Below are 18,618 nucleotides of genomic sequence, written 5' to 3'. Positions count from 1 at the left end.
TTAATTTTTACCGATTCGGTGGTCTTACTTTTTTCTTTTAGGAAGTAACTTCTAATACTTCAGTTTCACCGGTGTGGTAATGTTCTACTAATTCCATAATCTTTTTTGGTTCCGTAACCACTAGAGAACTTTTTTCCTGTAATGTTTCCGATTTATAAGCAATCACCTGGGCCTGTTCCGAAAGGCCAAGTAGGATATCCGAAATTTGTTTCGAAGCTAAATTGGCTTCTAGTACGGATTGGTCAATTTGTTTTACTTGGTCTTCTACCGAGTCCAACTTCAGTTTCACTCTAGTTGACTCTTGTAAATCATGATACAAAGAAGCTGCCACTTTTTTAAGAATCGATTTCATTTCACTAAACAAGTCGGCTACAGAAAAAACTTCCATTGACGCTTCATTCACTTTTACTGATGTTTCTTTGATGACTGATAAAGTTTCATCAATATAATTTTTTATTTCTTCCACGGAAACTGCAATTTGTTCATTTAAACCCATCATCTCTTTTGCAACGATTGCAAAACCTGCTCCAAAATGTCCAGCCCTCGCAGCTTCAATTGAGGCATTTAACGAAAGCAAGTTGGTACGATCAGCAATTTCTGAAATGATGGAAACTATATTCAAAATTTTACTGGAGACTTGTTTGATGTTTTCCATTCCCTCTAAAGATTCTGAAATTTTTTGTTTTCCTGCATCGGCTTTTTGTGTTGATCTTGTGGATAAGTCGTCCAAACCTTTGAGTGCATTTTGAGTTCCTTTCAAATTTTGATTCACTGCATTCATATAATCTTTCATATCTGACATGATGACAGAATGACTTGCGGTAATTTGTTTGATATTATCTAGCGCGGAAGTTAATTCCTCCATACAGGCAGCAGCTTCTTCGCTTCCAGATGCCATTGAATGGGTAGAACTAAAAAAATGATTGGTAAGGTCTGCTAGTTCTTTGGAAATACGAATGGAGGCATCCGTTGCTTTTTGAATTTGTGAAACGATTCCCCAAAGATTGATACTCATACTTTTCATTGATAGTAACATGATTTTTACTTCATCACTACTATCATTATGAAAGTGATCAGGGTATTGGAATCTTCCGGAAGAAACAGAAATAACAGATTCAGTTGCTTTTTGCAATTTTCTGTTTTTTTGTGCGAGGACAAAAATAAAAGAGGAAGCGATGACCGTCTGGATCATAAGCAAAGATCCACAAAACAGAGGTTTTTCGTGCATTTGCAAAAAAAGAAGACTGAGGAAAGGAAGAGAACTAAGCAAAACAAACAACAATTCATGGAATTTAACAGAACGAATATTTTTTGAAATTTTCTTTTTTTTCCTTAGTAACGAAGACTTTTGTCCTAATTTTTTGTATAACTTTTCAAAGTATTCTTTCTTTTCCTCAGCTAATTTTTTGCGGACAGATACATAACCAATCACTTGCCTTCTTTCGTTTAAAATAGGTGTGATCGTTGCATCTACCCAATAATAATTTCCAGATTTTGCCCTGTTTTTTACAGCTCCGGTCCAAGGTAGTCCTACTTTAATAAAATCCCACATTTCTTCAAATACAAGTTTTGGCATATCAGGATGCCTTACTATGTTATGTGGTTTTCCAATCATCTCCTCTACTGAATATTCGGAAATTCTTGCAAAGTCAGGAGATACATAGGTTATCAAACCTTTCGTATCGGTGCGAGAGATAATGACATCGGATTCGTTAAGAACATTTTCTACTAAATTTACATTTACGTTTTTCAATTCGGTTTCCCCCAACTAACATGTCGAAAGTTATTTGGATAAGAAAGAGAATCAACTCCGTTGTTCTTTTTTTAAGGGTATGCCTTCTTGATATTTGTCAATCATGGCCTGGGAAAACTACGAAAGTAAATAAAATGAATCCGAACACTATGCACAAGTATTTGCAAAAAACCCTTTGTTATAAAAAATTAATTCACTCTGTATTTTTGAAAGGTAATCAAATGGCAAGCTAACAATGACCTTAAATTTTTTGCAAACGGAAGGCTACCTACCGATTACAATATGTTATGTGAAAAATCGTTGCAAAAATTTTTTAATCCTATTGATTTACTCCAAATGGTTAAATATTTTTTAATTTTATCTACAATGTTTTTTCTCTTTTCCTGTCATTCTTATTGGATGTGTGATGACAAAGCATGTTCCTCTGGAATTGCCAAACTTAAATCCAAAGAATGCGATGTTTACGAAGGAGAGGTTAAAAACAGTAAACCTAACGGCTTCGGAAAACAAATTCATGCTGGTGACGCTTGCGTAAAAGAGGAATCCCGTGGAGTGCCTCCTGGGACAATTTTTGAAGGAATTTGGGGGGAAAACAAAAATGGTGATACTAGGCTTATGGGTAAGGCCACTATTTTTTATCCAAATGGCTATAAAGTTACTGGTACCTTTTTGAATGACGAGATACAAGATGGTCCAGGTTCCATCAAGTTACCCAACCACACGGTCATTAACGGGAACTGGATCAAAGGAAATTTATGTGTTGGAGCCTGTGACACAGGATCTGGAACTAGTTATTTTACTGATGGATTTACGTTCCGAATGCACCAAGGAAATTTTAAAAATACACAATATGATGGGAAAGGCATAACACAGATTGAGAAAACATATTATCTCGAAACCGTTTTCTCCTACCAATTAAAAAAAGAAGGGACTTTCTCTAACAATGTATTAATTGATGGAAAGGTGACCTGCAATAAAAACTTCGAAAAATATTGTAAATACGAATTCCGTGAGGATTCTTTAATCGCAAATTATGTAAAGCCAAACAGGAAGGTTCAGTTTATATTAGAATAAACGAAAGTGATTAACTTCGTCATATAGAAATTCATCCATAGGGCGAAGTTATTTCTTTTTTAGGTGAAGGTACTCCAGTAAGGAACTGACTGACTAACACCTAAACAGAATTTTGGTCAATTTGAATACAAGGCACCCACACAAGTGCCACAAATATCGGAATCAGCATTGGCTGATTTGGCCACAGCCACTCGGATTTTTTTTAAATCTAATCTTTGGGATGATTTTTCCATTATATGTTTGGATGAATCAAAACCGCAGGGAAATGATTTTACTCCGCCCTTCTCTACTTGGATATGTGCTAATTCTACATTTTCAAAACGAATGAGTGTGTACAAACTGAACCCTCTTCTTTTAAAAATGAAACTTTCTAATTTCGGTCAAGGGATTTAGTCAACAGAGAAGGGAAACCTAGAATGGTTCTAGTGATTCGAAAAACAATCCCTCCCCGCACAAGGGGGAGTAGCGGAAATCCTTATCGCAGGATGCGATAAGATTGGAGCGGATCACCCGGTCCCTTTCCGTTAGGAAAGGGAGGTGCCCCCAATTCCTTCCGCCCGGTAGTTTTCTTTATACTTCACATAGTTGTTTGCCGTGCGGGTGATGATCTCGCGGTCCTTGTCAGTGATGTCTCGGATGATTTTGGCGGGGCTACCCATGACGAGTACACCTGGTGGGATTTTTTTCCCTGGAGGAACCAGGGATCCTGCCCCCACAAAGGACCATTCTCCAATCTCCACATCATCCATAAGCATGGCTCCCATCCCGACAAAACTATGGTCTTTTAAAACACAACCGTGGATGGTCGCATGGTGGCCGATGGATACATAATCCCCGATGGTCACAGGATACAAATCTCTTGCCACATGTACGAGAGTCATGTCTTGGATGTTCACATGTTTGCCAATGGTGATGGTATTTACGTCACCTCTTAACACACATTGGAACCAAATCGAGGACTCTTCCCCAATACTTACCTTTCCCAGTACATCAGCGGAAGGTGCCACCCAGGCCGTAGGGTGGAGAGAAGGTGTAATGCCTTGAAACGTTCGGATCATACCTGCTACACAATGGTGACCAAACTGAAACTCAAGGTCTTTTCGTTTTTTCCGCTTGCGTTTTTACCTTTAACTAAGTTACGGTAGTCTTAGATTCAAATGGGATCTCACTCCTCAAAAACGCTATTTTTCTCTAAAAACCTGCTAAGGAACATTTCATGGCAATAGAAATCAAAGTCCCCGAGATGGGGGAATCCGTAACCGAAGCGACCATCAGTGCTTGGACCAAAAAAGAAGGCGATGCCGTAAAAGTAGACGAAGTGCTCGCTATTTTAGAAACAGACAAAGTCTCATTAGAGATTCCTGCTCCCACTTCTGGGGTTTTAAAATCCATCACCAAAAAGGTGGGGGATGTGGTTCATGTGCGTGATATTATGGGGACCATCGAAGAAGGCGCTGTTGCTTCGGCTCCTGCTAGTGCTTCTGCCCCGGCTCCGAAAGCAGAAACACCAAGTGCCCAACCTAACACGGGCAAAGTGAACGAAGAACTTCCTCCAGCGGCGCGTAAACTCATCGAAGAAAATAAGTTAGATGTTTCCAAAATCACTGGAACCGGTCGCAACGGACAAATCACAAAAGAAGATGTAATTCTTTTTATGGAAAAAGGTGGCGCAAGCTCCTCTGCTCCTAAGGCAGCGGCAAGTCCTGAGATTCCAAGAGCGGTAGTTGTTTCGGCAAACGCTGGTCCAAGAGAAACAGTAGTGCCAATGACAAAACTGCGCCAAACGATTGCAAGTAGGCTTGTCAATGCACAACATACAGCGGCCATCCTCACTACGTTTAACGAAGTGGATATGTCTCCGATTATGGATCTTCGCAATAAATACAAAGACAAGTTCAAAGAAACACATGGTGTGGGTCTTGGGTTCATGTCTCTTTTTACCAAAGCAGCCGTGGCAGCATTAAAAGCATATCCTGCCATCAACGCAGAGATTCGCGGAACAGACATTGTCTATAAAAACTACTACGACATTGGAGTGGCCGTGGGTGGACCGAAAGGACTTGTGGTTCCAATTGTCCGTAACGCCGACCTTCTCAGTTTTGCCCAAATCGAACAAGAGATCGCAAGGCTTGCTGGCAAAGTGAAAGACGGTAAAATCTCTTTGGAAGATATGGAAGGGGGAACTTTCTCCATCTCCAATGGGGGTGTGTATGGATCGATGATGTCGACACCAATCCTAAATCCTCCACAATCGGGAATTCTCGGGATGCATAACATCGTCAAACGCGCGGTAGTTGTGAATGATCAAATTGTCATCCGCCCAATGATGTATCTGGCTCTTTCTTATGACCACAGAATCGTGGATGGAAAGGAAGCAGTTCAGTTTCTTGTGAAGATTAAAGAAATGGTAGAGGACCCAACAAGACTCCTCTTTGAGGTATAGGCACAAATATGGAACAATATGATATCGTTGTCATTGGTGCAGGTCCTGGTGGGTATGTGGCTGCGGTTCGTGCAGCCCAACTCGGGAAAAAAGTCGCCATCATTGAAAAAAGAAAAACTCTCGGGGGGACTTGTCTCAACGTAGGTTGTATCCCTTCCAAAGCCCTTCTCGATTCTTCCGAAGAATTTCACAAAACCAAACACAAATTAGCCGATCATGGAATTACTGTCAAAGATGTCAAAATCGACATTGCTAAAATGATGGCTCGTAAAGACAAAGTGGTGAGTGAAGTGACCTCAGGTGTAGATTACCTGATGAAAAAAAACAAAATCACTCGTTACTTGGGTCACGCCAGTTTTGTTTCTAAAACAGAAATTTCTATCACAAGTGAAGATGGAAAAAAAGAGTCCATTAGTGGAACGAATATCATCATCGCCACTGGATCGACACCGATCGAAATCCCTCCCCTTCCTGTGGATGGAAAAAACATTGTTACCTCGGATCATGCCATTGGTTTTGATTCCGTTCCCGAACACTTAATCATTGTAGGTGCAGGGGTCATTGGACTCGAACTCGGCTCTGTTTGGTTACGACTCGGTGCCAAAGTGACTGTGGTGGAACTCATGCCACGACTTTTCGGGACCGCTGACCAAGCGATGGCTTCCCTTGCCGAAAGACTTTTAACTCAGCAAGGAATCAATTTTCTCTTTGAAACCAAAGTGCATGGCGCCAAGGTCAAAGGAAAAAAAGTAGAAGTGGAAATCGAAGGCAAAGACGGCAAAAAATCCATTCTCGAAGGAGACAAGGTTCTTGTTTCCATTGGTCGCCGTCCGAACACAGACGGACTTGGTGCCAAAGAAATTGGTGTCGAGATGACAGACCGAGGTCGTGTCAAAGTTGAACTGAACAAATTCCAAACCAATATTCCTAATATTTATGCCATAGGTGATGTAGTGGACGGCCCTATGCTTGCTCACAAAGCAGAAGACGAAGGGATTGCCGTTGCTGAACTCATTTGTGGTAAGTATGGCCATGTGAATTACAAAGCCATTCCTTGGATCGTTTACACTTGGCCAGAAGTGGCTTGGGTGGGACAGGGCGAAGAAGAGCTCAAAGCCAAAGGAATCGAATACAAAGTGGGTAAGTACATGTTCAAACCCAATGCTCGTGCCAAAGCCATGAATGAAACGGATGGACAAGTCAAAGTCATTGCCGACAAAAAAACGGACAAACTCCTAGGCATTTATATCGTAGGTCCCAGGGCCTCGGATATGATCGCAGAAGCGGCGATTGCTTTTGAATTTGGTGCGAGTGCAGAAGACATTGCTCGTTCTACACATGCCCATCCTACTCTTTCTGAAGTACTTCGGGAAGCGGCGATGGATGCTGATGCGAAATGGTCCATCCATTCGTAATTTAACTGTTGTTTTGTTGTTTTAGGGAGAGAATATGACAACCGACCAGATGATGAGTTTATACGGCGATAACGTCGTATTATTGGAAGAGTATTACAAACAATTCAAAGAAGATCCGCAGAGTTTATCAAAAGACTGGATCGACTTTTTTGGTGAATTAGAAAGATCATCCGTTTCCGGTAACGGGTCCAATGGAAGTGGATTTGGTGGAAATGGATATGTAAATTATGCATCCACCGAACACAGAAAAGATTCTTCACTCAGCGACTTCGGGATCATCAACCTTCTCAATGCTTATAGAAGGCAAGGTCACTTAGCTGCAAACCTCGATCCACTAGGGATCAACAAACCCAACCGCGAATTCATCGATCTCAAAATCGGAGCACTCAAACAAAGTGACTTAGAAACAGAAGTGGATTCTGGAATTGCCAACCTTGGGAAAGCAAAACTAAAAGACGTCATCGATTGGTTTGAAAAAACCTATTGTGGTTCGATCGGTTGTGAACACTACTACCTTGTTAATGATGAGGAACGTGAGTGGTTACAAAACCGAATGGAACCTCTTGCCAACAACGAGCCCATCAGCAAAAAGACCGCCTTACGTTTGTTTGAAAAACTATACCAAGCGGATAGTTTTGAAAATTTCCTCGCCAAAAAATTCGTAGGGAAAAAACGATTTTCACTCGAAGGTGGGGAAACCATGATCCCTATGCTCGATACCCTTGTGGAAGAAGCGGGGGGTCATAAAATGGATGCCCTTGTGATCGGGATGGCACATAGAGGACGACTCAATGTGCTTGTGAATATCATCCGTAAACCAGCTGGTCTTATCTTTGCTGAGTTCGAAGAAAAACTAAACCCAGGCCAACTTGGTTATGCGGACGTAAAATACCATCTTGGTTATTCCAACCATGTCATGACTCATTACGGGAAAGAAGTCAAACTCTCCCTTGCTTTCAACCCTTCTCACTTAGAAGCCGTAGACCCAGTGATTTTTGGATCGGTTCGGGCTCGCCAAGAAATGGCAAAGGATACAGACCGTTCTAAATTTATGCCAGTGGCCATCCACGGGGATGCAGCGTTTGCGGGTCAAGGGGTAGTGGCAGAAACTCTCAACATGATGAACTTAGATGGTTATACAGTGGGTGGAACTTTCCACATTGTCATCAATAACCAAATTGGATTCACCACTCTCCCAAGTGAATCTAGATCTACACTTTACGCTACAGACCTTGCCAAAGGTTTCCAAGTTCCCATTTTCCATGTAAATGGAGATGACCCAGAAGCTACTTACCGAGTCACAAAACTTGCGTTAGAATATCGTCAAAAATTTAAAAAAGATGTGATCATCGATTTGATTTGTTACAGAAGGCTTGGTCACAACGAAACAGACGAACCAACTTTCACACAACCTCAGATGTATGATATCATCAAAAAACATCCAAAAACAATCTCCATTTATGAAGAGAAGTTATTAAAACGTGGCGATATCACACAAGAAGAAATCCAGTTCATTAAAGACGGAATCCAACAAGGTTTAGAAACTTCCTTCCAACAAGCCAAAGAAAAAGACACTCGCATTACAGTCGATACCCTTGGTGGAGTTTGGTCAAGATACACGAAAGAACCTTTGGATTCTGATGTACATACCGAACTTCTCCAACAACAGTTAGGTGGAATTGTGAAAGCAGTGACCACCCTACCACAAGGATTTAATGCGAACCCAAAACACATTAAAGTTTTAGAGGATCGTAAAAAAATGGGTGCTGGGGAACTTCCAATTGACTGGGGCTTTGCTGAAGCACTTTCCTTTGGTTCCATTTTGGAAAATGGATTTCCCATCCGACTTGGGGGACAAGATGCACAAAGGGGAACTTTCTCTCATAGACATGCCACTCTTTCCGACATCGTTAATGGGAAAAAACTTACCCTGCTCAATCATATCAGTGAGAAACAAGCAAAGATAGAGATCGTTAACTCCTCTCTTTCTGAATATTCTTGTCTTGGATTTGAATATGGGTATTCTCTCGCTGATCCAAGTAGTCTTGTGATGTGGGAAGCACAGTTTGGTGACTTTGCTAACAACGCACAGGTGATCTTTGACCAATTCATTTCCAGCTCCGAAATCAAATGGCAAAGGATGTCTGGTCTTGTTTGTTTACTCCCACATGGATACGAAGGTCAAGGTCCTGAACACTCTTCGGCAAGGCTAGAGAGGTTCTTACAACTCTGTGCACTTGATAATATCCAAGTGGCAAACCTAACCACACCTGCTCAGTATTTCCATATACTACGTCGTCAGATCCTCCAAAGTTTCAGAAAGCCACTCATCATCATGACGCCTAAGTCTCTCCTTCGTTTGAAAGAGGCAGCTTCTAGTTTGGAAGATATCACAACGGGTGCTTTTAGAAAGATCCTTCCTGATCCAGTGGCCAAACCAGAAAAGGTAGAGAAGTTACTTTTCTGTTCTGGAAAAGTTTATTACGACTTACGCAAAGCCATCGATGCGCAAAAATTGGAAAACGTAGCAGTCGTTCGGATTGAACAACTTTACCCGTTCCCAGAAAACCATATCAAACAAATGATCACAAGTTACGGAAAACTGAAAAAATTTGTATGGGTACAGGAAGAACCAAAAAACCAAGGAGCTTGGTTCTTTGTAAGAGATCGTATCGAAGCAGTGATGCCAGAAAACAAACGTCTGCATTATGCAGGTCGTTCCGAGTTCCCAAGCCCTGCTTGTGGACACGTAGTCACTCACTTAAAAGAACAAGAAGACCTAGTGAAGGATGCTTTATCTTAAGTTATAATAGCATCTAACATCAACAGGTGATTTAAATAAAAGCCTTGGGAGAAATCTCAAGGCTTTTTTGTTTAAAACTACGGAAGAGTCCATCACCTTAGGCGCAAAAATCCATTTACCATCTATTCCTTTTTCCATTTGACAGGCATTAACTGGTCTTTCAAAATTTGGAAATGAGAAAACTTGCATTCCAATATCCTAATTTAATTTCTACTTATCTCCTCGTAGTATGTTTGCCAATTTTTTCTTTGTTCGCTCAATCTAATAGGCCGGAACCCGTGTTTGGTTTTTACCAAGGTGGATATTATTTAACTTACCTCCAAGGGGAAACTAATTACACAGGAGGATCACTCATTCAAACTGAAAAAAACTACCAAAATGGTCTTCAGGCCCAAGCGAATTTAGGAGTTACTCCCGTAAAAATGATTGGGACCTTTCCTTTCCCAAATGGTATCCCACTTACCAAAGACAAAGTCCAAGCAGGGGACACACTTAAAGTTTCTATGGAATACGGACTCACTGATCATATTGGATTTTTTATTTCTTATAGCGTCGTCTCCATTAAATCTCAAGGTTCAAACCAAATTGCTTTAGCTGATCCTAAAAACCCTAACGGATACACCACTTACATTGAAGCAGTACCAATAGGTCACAAAATTTACAGAGATCGAAATTATGGGATGGGACTCAACTACCACTTTCTCTATAGAAACAGATTTGATCCCTTTGTTGGATTAGAACTGAGTGTTCTCAATTTTGAATCCAAATATCGCAACGGCCAACAAAACAATCTATTTTACCCAACTGATACACATCCAGGGACAGGGATTGGTGGCCGTGTCACTTTTGGAACTAACTATTTCATCACACCTGAATTTGGTTTATCCATAGAAGTATATGGCTCACGAAAAATCCTAAAATCGAATGCTTTCTCTTCCGAATCTATTAATCTTGCCGGGTTTCAATTCGGGTTTATCTTTAATTTGGAAGCGATGGGGAAAAATTAAAAACCTAAATTTTAGTTGGCTTCTTGTGTTACAAAAGCTTCAAGAGATCCACTGAGTACCCCTTTTTTTGAAACAACATCGTAGTCGAAAAGATGGAGTTTTAACGGAGGCTCTGGGAGTTTTTTCTTTGGATTTTTAGGTTGAGGTTCTGGATTTTTTCCCAAAACCAACGTTAGGTGATTTTTCAAAGAATTGTATAAAAGTTTTCGAAAATGATATCCAGTTGGCAATAAAGAATCCAATTGATTGGTATCAGGATCATAAAGATACACAAACTTATGGTCTTTATAATTGAGAACTCCATCCAAATTGCTATCTTCTGTTACAGCAAAAATTAAAAGTTTTTTCTCGATTTGTAAGACATCTTCTTTGGGATCATCGATTGTATTGGATAAAGATTTTTTTTCAAACTCTCCCACAAAAAAATCCCAAATGTAAACATCGTGTGGGAAAAGTTTTTGCACCTTTCCATCTTTCAAATTGATCGAATATAAGTTACGAGCGTGAGTTAAAATCCCATCAGGACCAAACCCACCTGACTCAGTGACCAGTCCATGTGGGTAAATAAAGTATTGTTTCCAATAGATCTTTCCATTCCCATCTTCCAAATCCAAACGATCCGAAGGTTCAGGACTATTATCTTTTTCCTTAGACTCGGGAGTTTCTACTGTGACTTCATACGCATCATCATAGAGGCGCCAACTTTTAGACAAACTAAAAGTAAGCACCGCAAGGATGAGTAAAAAGAATAAAAATACTCCGACTCTAAACTTTTCCATTATTTGTTTGCGTTATAGGCTTTTATCGCACTAAACACTTCATCCAATTCAGAATCTGTCATATATGCAAAAAGTGGAAAGTTAAGAACGGATTTAGAAATCCTACGTGCATTTCCATCCTTTCCAAATCTTTCGACGAGGTATGGTTTGGCGCCTGGTTGGTCAGACATGGCACCTGGATAAATATTTCCAAATCCAATCCCTTTGTCCTTGAGAACAGCCTCGATTTTGGGACGAACTTCAGGGTCCACCAAAGTCACGTTACAATATCCATTTTCCTCGTAATCTTTAGGAGGTTTGATGACACCGATTCCAAGACCTGGTAATTCTTTGTAGTATATGTTTTGTGACTTTTTACGAGAATCAATGCGTGCTTGCAGATGTTTTAAAGATAAATTTAAAAAGGCAGCTTGCAGTGAATCAAGTCTTGAGTTCCAACCCACAAGTCCATGTTCATAATGCGAAGTGCGTCCATGATTAACAAGCCTACGTGTGACAATTGATAACTCTTCATCGTTTGTAAATACAGCACCACCATCGCCGGCAGCACCTAACACCTTTGCAGGATAGAAGGATGTAGTGGAAATAAGAGCGTCTTTGTATAAGGACTTTCCATTGTGTCTGACTCCAAAACATTGTGCCCCGTCTTCAATGAGAGCCACGTTTTTTTCTTTGCAGAACTTTCGAAGTTCTTCAATGTTTGCTGTTCCCCAGCCGTATAAATGGACCACAAGAGCTGCTTTTGGTTTTACTTTTTCGACCGCTTCCTTAAATACTTGGAAGTCCATTTGTAAGTCAATAGGATTGGTATCCACAGTATAAGGATCACCGCCAACATTCACCACCGCCTCAAAGGTCGCCCAGAAAGTAGAGTCGGGTAACAACACTTTGTCGCCACGACCTACTCCCACAGCACGCAGTGCCAATTGTAAAGCATCAGTACCATTGGCACAACCAATGGCATACTTTGTCTCTGCCCAAGTGGCAAGATTTGTTTCCAAATCGGTCACTTCGTTTCCACCGATAAACTGTGCGTTTACTGACATGGACTTTACTTTTTCATTCCAGGTGTCCAAAAATCCTGGTTCAAATCGTTTGATATCTATAAATGGAACTGCCATTGTATGCCCTTTTTATTTACTTATTGTGAAAACTTGATGAAGCCAACCGTTGAACTCTTTGGAATACATAGTCCAAAGAAAAAATAAAACCCAATACAAAACAGTCCCATAGGCAAGTGCAGGGATCAAGGTTTTACTTAAATTATTGGATGCGGAATAATATATGCGAATGAGAACCAGGGGCCATAAAAAGAATAAAAATACATAGATAGAATTTCCCATAGCCGAAATCCAAATGAGAACCTCTGCTTTGGGATTTTCCTTCCAACGAGCCACCCCTTCCCAAAATTCTGGAAAAAATTGGACCAAATAAAAACAAAACACTAGGAAGAAAAAAAACTTCCAATGGGATTCTAAATCTCTCCGGAACAGAGTGAGAAGAAGCCCCACAAACCAAATAAATAAAACCGGAAAGGCAAGGACTTCCAATAGTGTCATGGTTTTGTTTTTGTATTCTCCGTGAGTCGTTCTAAACAGGAGATGAGTCCTGTGGGATCACTAATGCCCTTACCTGCAATGTCAAAGGCCGTTCCGTGGTCGGGGGACACACGGGTAAAATCCAGTCCTAAGGTTATGTTGACTCCCTTTTTCCCTTCAAGCAATTTAAATGGAATGAGTCCTTGGTCATGATAGGAAGCCAAATACAAATCGTACGGCTTAGCACCTGGTAAAAAAGCAGAATCGGCGGAAAGCGGTCCCTCGACGGAGAACTTTGCTTTTCGGAGTACTTTGGCACCAATGGCAAGTAAGGTCGATTCCTCGTCCCCAATCTTTCCCCCTTCCCCGGCATGGGGGTTAAGACCCAAATAAGCAATTTTTGGATTCTTTAAAAAGCGAGAACTCGTCATTGCCTTGGCCAATTCCTTCCAAGAAAACTTTTTTAATTCTTTCACCACATCCTTCAACGGCACGTGCGTAGTTAAAGGAATGACATTGAGTTTTTCCCCACTCATCATCATAAACGTAGGTCGTTTATAAAACTCAGCCAAGGTTTCTGTATGGCCCCGAAATCCTTTGATCCCTGCTTTTTGTACCCATTCTTTCGAAAGAGGCAAAGTAATGAGATCGGCTCCGAGTTCCTTTTGTACATCCATAGCGGCCAGTAGCGAATCATAGGCCATTTTTCCAGAGTTCGCAGAAGGTTTTCCTAGAACAAACGAACGAGTTTTTTTAGAACCTGACCAAGTAAGTGAATAAAATCCTGGTTCGGCACTGGGTTTTGTAAGGTTTGGGAGGGAGGGAACTGTGATGTTGTGGGGCCCGCGCACTAGATAAATGCGGTGTTGTTTCCCCAAAGCTAACAATTGTGGGAAGGCAGAAACTACAAGTTCGTAGTTGATACTTGTTGGATCGCCTTCCGAAATCAGAATGGTTTTCAATTATTCTTTTGCGTTTGGTTGTTTCCCAAAAATCTTCTCTACACTTAAGGAATCTTTTGAGTATTCCAATTCAATTAGGTCTTTGGCACTGTGTTTGAGGTCGTTGGAAATCATACAACGTCCTTCCAAAATCACCCCGTTTTGGATGATCAGCTCAGGAGTTTTGATATCTCCGAGAATTTTTGAGGTAGGAAGGAGCATCACACGGTTTCTTGCGGTGACGTTTCCGACAACAATTCCCTCTACGATGACACTGGCAGCAGTGATGTTGGTTTTGACCTTTCCGGTTACACCAATATAGAGGTGTTCGGCTTGGAGGGATTTTCCCTCGAATTTACCGTCAATTTTTAAGGAACCATTGATGAAGAATTTACCGTTGAAGTAAGAATTCTCACCAATCGTTGAATTGGTAACTTCGGTCTGATTTTTGACTAATGCCATGCTGTTACGAGTCCGTGTATGTGATTTTTCACAGTGTGCGTTTCCCCCCGGGAATGAAAAGGTTTTTTTAACCTCTAAAAGACGGGAGTCGAATCAAATCACACGCCTCTTCCGCAAATTCTTGAAATTCGCGAAGCCCTTCCATGATGGAACGACCTTCCAAAACCGTTGCCTTTTCAAACCGTGGATTGAATTTGATAGGTTCTTCCATGTTCATAATTACGTTTACCCCGTCCTTGATGTCTTTATTGACAGCAGTGAGGAAATCTCGAAATTTGCCCAAAGTTTCAAAAGATTCCGCAATAAAAATTCGGGATTGTTTATTTTTCATTCTTGATAGCTGTTCACGAAACTCTTGTTTGTCGGCTGCAGCATATTCTTCGATTGTTTCCACAAGAATTTTCATGTTTCTACGTAAGTTCTCCATATATTTGAGAACAGAGTCCCTTTCTGTGGCATGAGAATAATCAAACTTGATATGACCATCCCCAAGGATAGGAATATATTCCAAATCCATAATGTTCACAAGTGTACCAATTTGATTGATTTCACTATCATTCGAATTGGGGGAGACTTTCATCACAGGATATTGAGATATGACTTTGTGTTTGAGGTTTTCTGGATTTTCTTCTCTGGTTTTTGCATTCCGCATGGTCTGCTCTAAATTATCAGGAATTCCTTCTGGAGATACCTCTTGCATCCTACGCCTATAACGTTCAATGTCGAAGGCCACCCGCTCTTTTTGCAGATCATTTTTTGCATTTCTTTCAATTTTCTCCAAATTCCTTAGCATTTTCTGCAATTTGGAGAGTTCCATAATTTGTTCTTGGGTTAGTGGCATCTTAGGTCCAACCTTCTGGAATGTGGATCGATTCACCAGTGGCAACTAATGACCGTTCTATGGAAGATCCTAAAATTTCATCACCGTTTTGTTTCAAAACACGCCAATATAAATTAAGAGCTAAAGGTAAATATTTAAGCCTACCTGCTTTTTTATAAAACTGTAAAAACTTATCGTTTTCCTTTTTCACAAAATAGATACAAGCCAATTGTAAATTGATAAAATACGAATAGGGTTTGAGAATGAGCTCTTTTTTTAATCCTTCTTCAAATCTTTCGCCTTCATTACGAAATCTTACCACTGTTTCGACAAAGGGATCCATTTGGTGAGTGAGTTCATAACCGAATCCATTACCGTAAGTCCAATCACCGCGAAGACTTGTTTCCAATTCTTCTCTGTATAAATCAAAATCCGCATCTGAAAAATATCGTTTGGCATAACGCAAAGCAAAAGAGGCGGGAATTTTTCCAAGAGAAATGGAACGAAACTTTCCTTTTTCCCAATCATTCCACTCAGAATAAAAACCAATGATAAATTTCCAGAACCTAAAAGTTTCTTCTCCCGTAAACCATCCGGTTTCAATCGCATGAAACAGAACTCCAGAGATTTGCCAATGGGCATCTAAAGTTACAGCATCGGTAAGAGTTTTAAAATCCAATACTTCTCTGTTCCCTTTTACATATTCAACTAACATATGTAATACGGAACTTTCAAATGGGATTTCAGAATTTTCCCAACCAAGTAAATATAAAAACCGACGATTGTCATCGGTTTGACCAAAGAATTCTTTGGTTTTCATAACCCAATTGCGAAATTCGCGGACATCACCAGAATACAAAAGTCCAAACCCAATGAATTCCCAATCCTCTCTTTCCATCTCCTCAAAATCACGGTTTTGGCAAAGTTCCCAAATTTGGTCCAAGGATTCCTTCGGAAAAGGAGATGGGGTGAAAAGTTGTGGGTCTCGAAACCGATTTGCGGTCTCATTTTCCCCCAAAATGGAACAAAGGCTGAACCCCCCAGAAAAATCGGTCGATAGATAAAAGAGATAGTTTGCAAAACGAGACTGATTGCCTGAAAAAAAGGCACGAAGGGTCGGCCAAAGTTCATTCAGGTTGGCCTTTTTAGGGATAACAGGCCCTGGGTGGAATTCAATCCGATATTCCGGCCATTGCAGTTTGTATTCTGTTTGTAAGCTCATAAGGAGAGGAACCTTCCCTCTCTAAATTCGTAATCATAGGAAGTATGCATGAGGCATTTTTGGTTAGCAAGTAGAATTCTTCTCTTTTTCACAACATCCCTATTTGCGGACACTGACCTTCAATATTTAATTAAATCCCACCAGTGGGGGCAAATTGAAAACCACTTTCGAAATACAAATCCTTCCCGGGAAAGTGAAGTATATAGCCTCATTGAGTTCCATGAAAAAGCACCTAACGGTGACAAGGAGAAACGATTTCGATATTTGATTTCTCTTGTGCGTGGAGTTTTTGTCACAGAATCGTCAGAAGAAGAGGTAAAAAAAATCCTAACACAAACGATGCCTTTCCAAACCACACTTTTTAAACTGAGTTATTGGAAGTTGTACACAGAAATTACACAAAGAAATTATCTCACACCCGCCGAACGAATCCTATTTTTGAATCGCTTGAATTTAGAAGAAGATCCGATTTGCCGTAGGTTACTGGATGAACTGATTCGTCTTCTTGCGGCCAACAACCAATGGAAGGAGATTTTAGATAAAATTAACTCCATCCAAGAATCGCACAAACGATACCTTCTCACAGGCGATACACAATACAGATACGGGAAAGCAAAACTTATATTAGGTGATGAAAAAGCAGCCGTTGAAGAATGGTTAAATTGTCTACAAAGAGATGGACTTTCGGACTCTACTGTGCAAATGATTGCCGCAGACTGGTCCAAATACAAAGGATCGGGGAGTATTTTACAACTTGCCCCCTCTGAACTCACTCTCTTATTGCCAGCGATCAACAATAATGACAAAGAAGCTTTGTTTCGCACAAGGCCAGAACTTTTTTCCACAAGACTTGCTTATTATGAAGGTTTCAGACACCTAACCACAGTTTTAACCAAAACGGGAAAAACAAACGAACTTTTTAGAGTTTTACGGACAAACAAAACCTTTGTGGATATGGATTCCTCATGGATTGTGAGTTTGGCTGATATTTTATACCAACAAAACAAATTTCAGAATGCGATTGAACTTTTAAAAACATTTCCTGGAAAAGATGCAGGTTATTACCGAGTTCTTTCTGCCACATACGATAGATTAGGTGATCGTGAATTATATTTTGAAAACTTAGTTTTATACTTAGGAAAATATCCATTTAATCTTTTTTACCAAGATCGGCTTATTGAATACCTAGTGGATCGCAAAGGAGAAAAATCCAACTATGCTCCCCTCGCAAAATTTGAAAGAGCCCTTGCCGAAATTCCCAACTTACCTGTAAAAGGCCGGCTCGTGTATTGGTATTTACGTTCCCTCAAAGAAAGTGGGGATATAGAAAAATTAAAAAAAGAACTAAAAAGGTATTATTCCCTTTGCCCTGGATCTTATTATACACGAGTCATCCGCGAAGAGTTTTTATCCATCATCAAAGAAGGAAATAAACCAGACAATCCCACTTACAACAAAGAATATTTATTTGAATATTTATCTTATACCGCAGGTATTCCAGAAGAATCTTATGCTCTCCTTGGAAGAAACTTAGGGTTTGCTTATCCGAAAGATTCCTATGAACTGGGAAACAAACTGGGAGGAATGAGCTCAAGAATCCAAGGCCATAAACTTTTGAATCTCGCCAAAGAATACTTTCGGGTGGGTGAGGATAGTTTGGGACTTAGTCTTGTTAACTTTCACGTAAAACGAGAAAATCTTTCCGAGGAAGAAAAAGATGAAATTCTGGTGGGGATAGGAGACCTAACATATAACACATATTATACCGCTTTTCACACAAGGTCATTATTAAAAAGACATCTCATCCCAGATGATCCCATCCTTTTACCCACTTCCATCTCCACGAGAATTTTTCCAAGACCCCACCAAAGTATTGTCTCTCGTTACGCGCAGGAAAATGATATCTCCGAAGATAAGGTGTATGCATTAATGCGCCAAGAATCCTTCTTTAAAGAAACAGCAACTTCCAGATCTAATGCCCGAGGCCTGATGCAAATTATGCCCGCCACCGGAAAAGAATTGGCAACGCGAATGGGAATCACCTCCTATTCTCTCTATGAGCCCGAAACTTCCATTCGTTTGGGGACAAAATTTCTGGCCTACCTTTTGAAATCCAATGGAAATGAATTAAAATGGGCTTCGATCGCGTATAACGGCGGACCGGGGAATTTACGCAAATGGAAGAAGTCAGTCTATACCGGTGATTTTAACCATTTTTTGGAAGACCTACCTTACAAAGAATCGAGAGATTACTGTCGCATCGTGGTTTCAAATTTTTACGCCTATGACATTATGAAAAAATACCATAAGTTGTAAAAAATGGCTTTTCCCCACCCTTTCCCCTGTCTATCCTTTGAAATA

At 40.4% G+C, this 18,618-nt stretch carries 16 protein-coding genes; 6 read left to right on the top strand and 10 right to left on the bottom strand.

The annotated features are described in order from the left end of the window. Positions 1-37 precede the first annotated feature (37 nt). Positions 38-1,753 (bottom strand): methyl-accepting chemotaxis protein, encoded by a 1,716-nt coding sequence (locus tag EHR07_RS01290; RefSeq protein ID WP_208739655.1) that lies wholly within the window; start codon positions 1,751-1,753, stop codon positions 38-40. Positions 1,754-2,053: 300 nt separating this feature from the next. On the opposite strand from EHR07_RS01290, the gene EHR07_RS01285 reads away from it, so the two are divergent. After that, positions 2,054-2,827 (top strand): MORN repeat-containing protein, encoded by a 774-nt coding sequence (locus EHR07_RS01285; protein WP_135743398.1) that lies wholly within the window; start codon positions 2,054-2,056, stop codon positions 2,825-2,827. Between the two features lie 116 nt (positions 2,828-2,943). Here EHR07_RS01285 and EHR07_RS01280 read toward each other — a convergent pair whose 3' ends face one another. Then, positions 2,944-3,165 (bottom strand): hypothetical protein, encoded by a 222-nt coding sequence (locus tag EHR07_RS01280; RefSeq protein WP_135743397.1) that lies wholly within the window; start codon positions 3,163-3,165, stop codon positions 2,944-2,946. 186 nt (positions 3,166-3,351) lie between these two features. Beyond that, on the bottom strand, positions 3,352-3,885 hold the full coding sequence (locus EHR07_RS01275; RefSeq protein WP_135743396.1) for a gamma carbonic anhydrase family protein: 534 nt from the start codon (positions 3,883-3,885) through the stop codon (positions 3,352-3,354). A 158-nt stretch (positions 3,886-4,043) separates the two neighbouring features. On the opposite strand from EHR07_RS01275, the gene odhB reads away from it, so the two are divergent. The 4 genes from odhB (at position 4,044) to EHR07_RS01255 (ending at position 10,495) form a co-directional block, all read left to right on the top strand. After that, positions 4,044-5,270 (top strand): 2-oxoglutarate dehydrogenase complex dihydrolipoyllysine-residue succinyltransferase, encoded by a 1,227-nt coding sequence (gene odhB, locus EHR07_RS01270; RefSeq protein WP_135743395.1) that lies wholly within the window; start codon positions 4,044-4,046, stop codon positions 5,268-5,270. A gap of 8 nt (positions 5,271-5,278) precedes the next feature. Next, on the top strand, positions 5,279-6,685 hold the full coding sequence (gene lpdA, locus EHR07_RS01265; RefSeq protein ID WP_135743394.1) for a dihydrolipoyl dehydrogenase: 1,407 nt from the start codon (positions 5,279-5,281) through the stop codon (positions 6,683-6,685). 34 nt (positions 6,686-6,719) lie between these two features. Then, on the top strand, positions 6,720-9,488 hold the full coding sequence (locus EHR07_RS01260; protein WP_135743393.1) for a 2-oxoglutarate dehydrogenase E1 component: 2,769 nt from the start codon (positions 6,720-6,722) through the stop codon (positions 9,486-9,488). A 173-nt stretch (positions 9,489-9,661) separates the two neighbouring features. Further along, positions 9,662-10,495 (top strand): hypothetical protein, encoded by an 834-nt coding sequence (locus EHR07_RS01255; protein ID WP_135743392.1) that lies wholly within the window; start codon positions 9,662-9,664, stop codon positions 10,493-10,495. An 11-nt stretch (positions 10,496-10,506) separates the two neighbouring features. Here EHR07_RS01255 and EHR07_RS01250 read toward each other — a convergent pair whose 3' ends face one another. The 7 genes from EHR07_RS01250 to EHR07_RS01220 all read right to left on the bottom strand — a co-directional run bounded on the left by EHR07_RS01250 (position 10,507) and on the right by EHR07_RS01220 (position 16,257). Continuing rightward, complete coding sequence (locus tag EHR07_RS01250; RefSeq protein ID WP_208739653.1) at positions 10,507-11,274, bottom strand: hypothetical protein; 768 nt, start codon at positions 11,272-11,274, stop codon at positions 10,507-10,509. Further along, positions 11,274-12,395 carry a DegT/DnrJ/EryC1/StrS aminotransferase family protein gene (locus EHR07_RS01245; RefSeq protein WP_135743390.1) on the bottom strand — a complete coding sequence of 374 codons (1,122 nt, stop codon included), beginning with the start codon at positions 12,393-12,395 and terminating at the stop codon, positions 11,274-11,276. The genes EHR07_RS01250 and EHR07_RS01245 overlap by 1 nt, the downstream gene beginning before the upstream one ends. Before the next feature lie 12 nt (positions 12,396-12,407). Next, on the bottom strand, positions 12,408-12,833 hold the full coding sequence (locus tag EHR07_RS01240; protein ID WP_135743389.1) for a hypothetical protein: 426 nt from the start codon (positions 12,831-12,833) through the stop codon (positions 12,408-12,410). Then, entirely contained in the window at positions 12,830-13,774 is a 945-nt protein-coding gene (locus tag EHR07_RS01235) for a PdxA family dehydrogenase (RefSeq protein ID WP_135743388.1), read from the bottom strand. Before EHR07_RS01235 ends, EHR07_RS01240 begins: the two co-directional genes overlap by 4 nt. Then, on the bottom strand, positions 13,775-14,215 hold the full coding sequence (locus EHR07_RS01230) for a bactofilin family protein (protein WP_002973191.1): 441 nt from the start codon (positions 14,213-14,215) through the stop codon (positions 13,775-13,777). Positions 14,216-14,282: 67 nt separating this feature from the next. Continuing rightward, complete coding sequence (locus EHR07_RS01225; protein WP_135570664.1) at positions 14,283-15,056, bottom strand: hypothetical protein; 774 nt, start codon at positions 15,054-15,056, stop codon at positions 14,283-14,285. Position 15,057: 1 nt separating this feature from the next. Continuing rightward, positions 15,058-16,257, bottom strand: a complete 1,200-nt coding sequence (locus tag EHR07_RS01220) for an LBF_1011 family protein (protein ID WP_135743387.1) — start codon at positions 16,255-16,257, stop codon at positions 15,058-15,060. Between the two features lie 48 nt (positions 16,258-16,305). Here EHR07_RS01220 and EHR07_RS01215 point away from each other — a divergent pair, with 48 nt between their 5' ends. Continuing rightward, complete coding sequence (locus tag EHR07_RS01215; RefSeq protein ID WP_135743386.1) at positions 16,306-18,573, top strand: lytic transglycosylase domain-containing protein; 2,268 nt, start codon at positions 16,306-16,308, stop codon at positions 18,571-18,573. Positions 18,574-18,618: the final 45 nt, after the last annotated feature.

The sequence above is a fragment of the Leptospira bandrabouensis genome, assembly GCF_004770905.1.
Classification (GTDB): domain Bacteria; phylum Spirochaetota; class Leptospiria; order Leptospirales; family Leptospiraceae; genus Leptospira_A; species Leptospira_A bandrabouensis.
The sequence above is the reverse complement of the archived record's forward strand: the minus strand, read 5'-3'. Positions and strand labels throughout refer to the sequence as shown.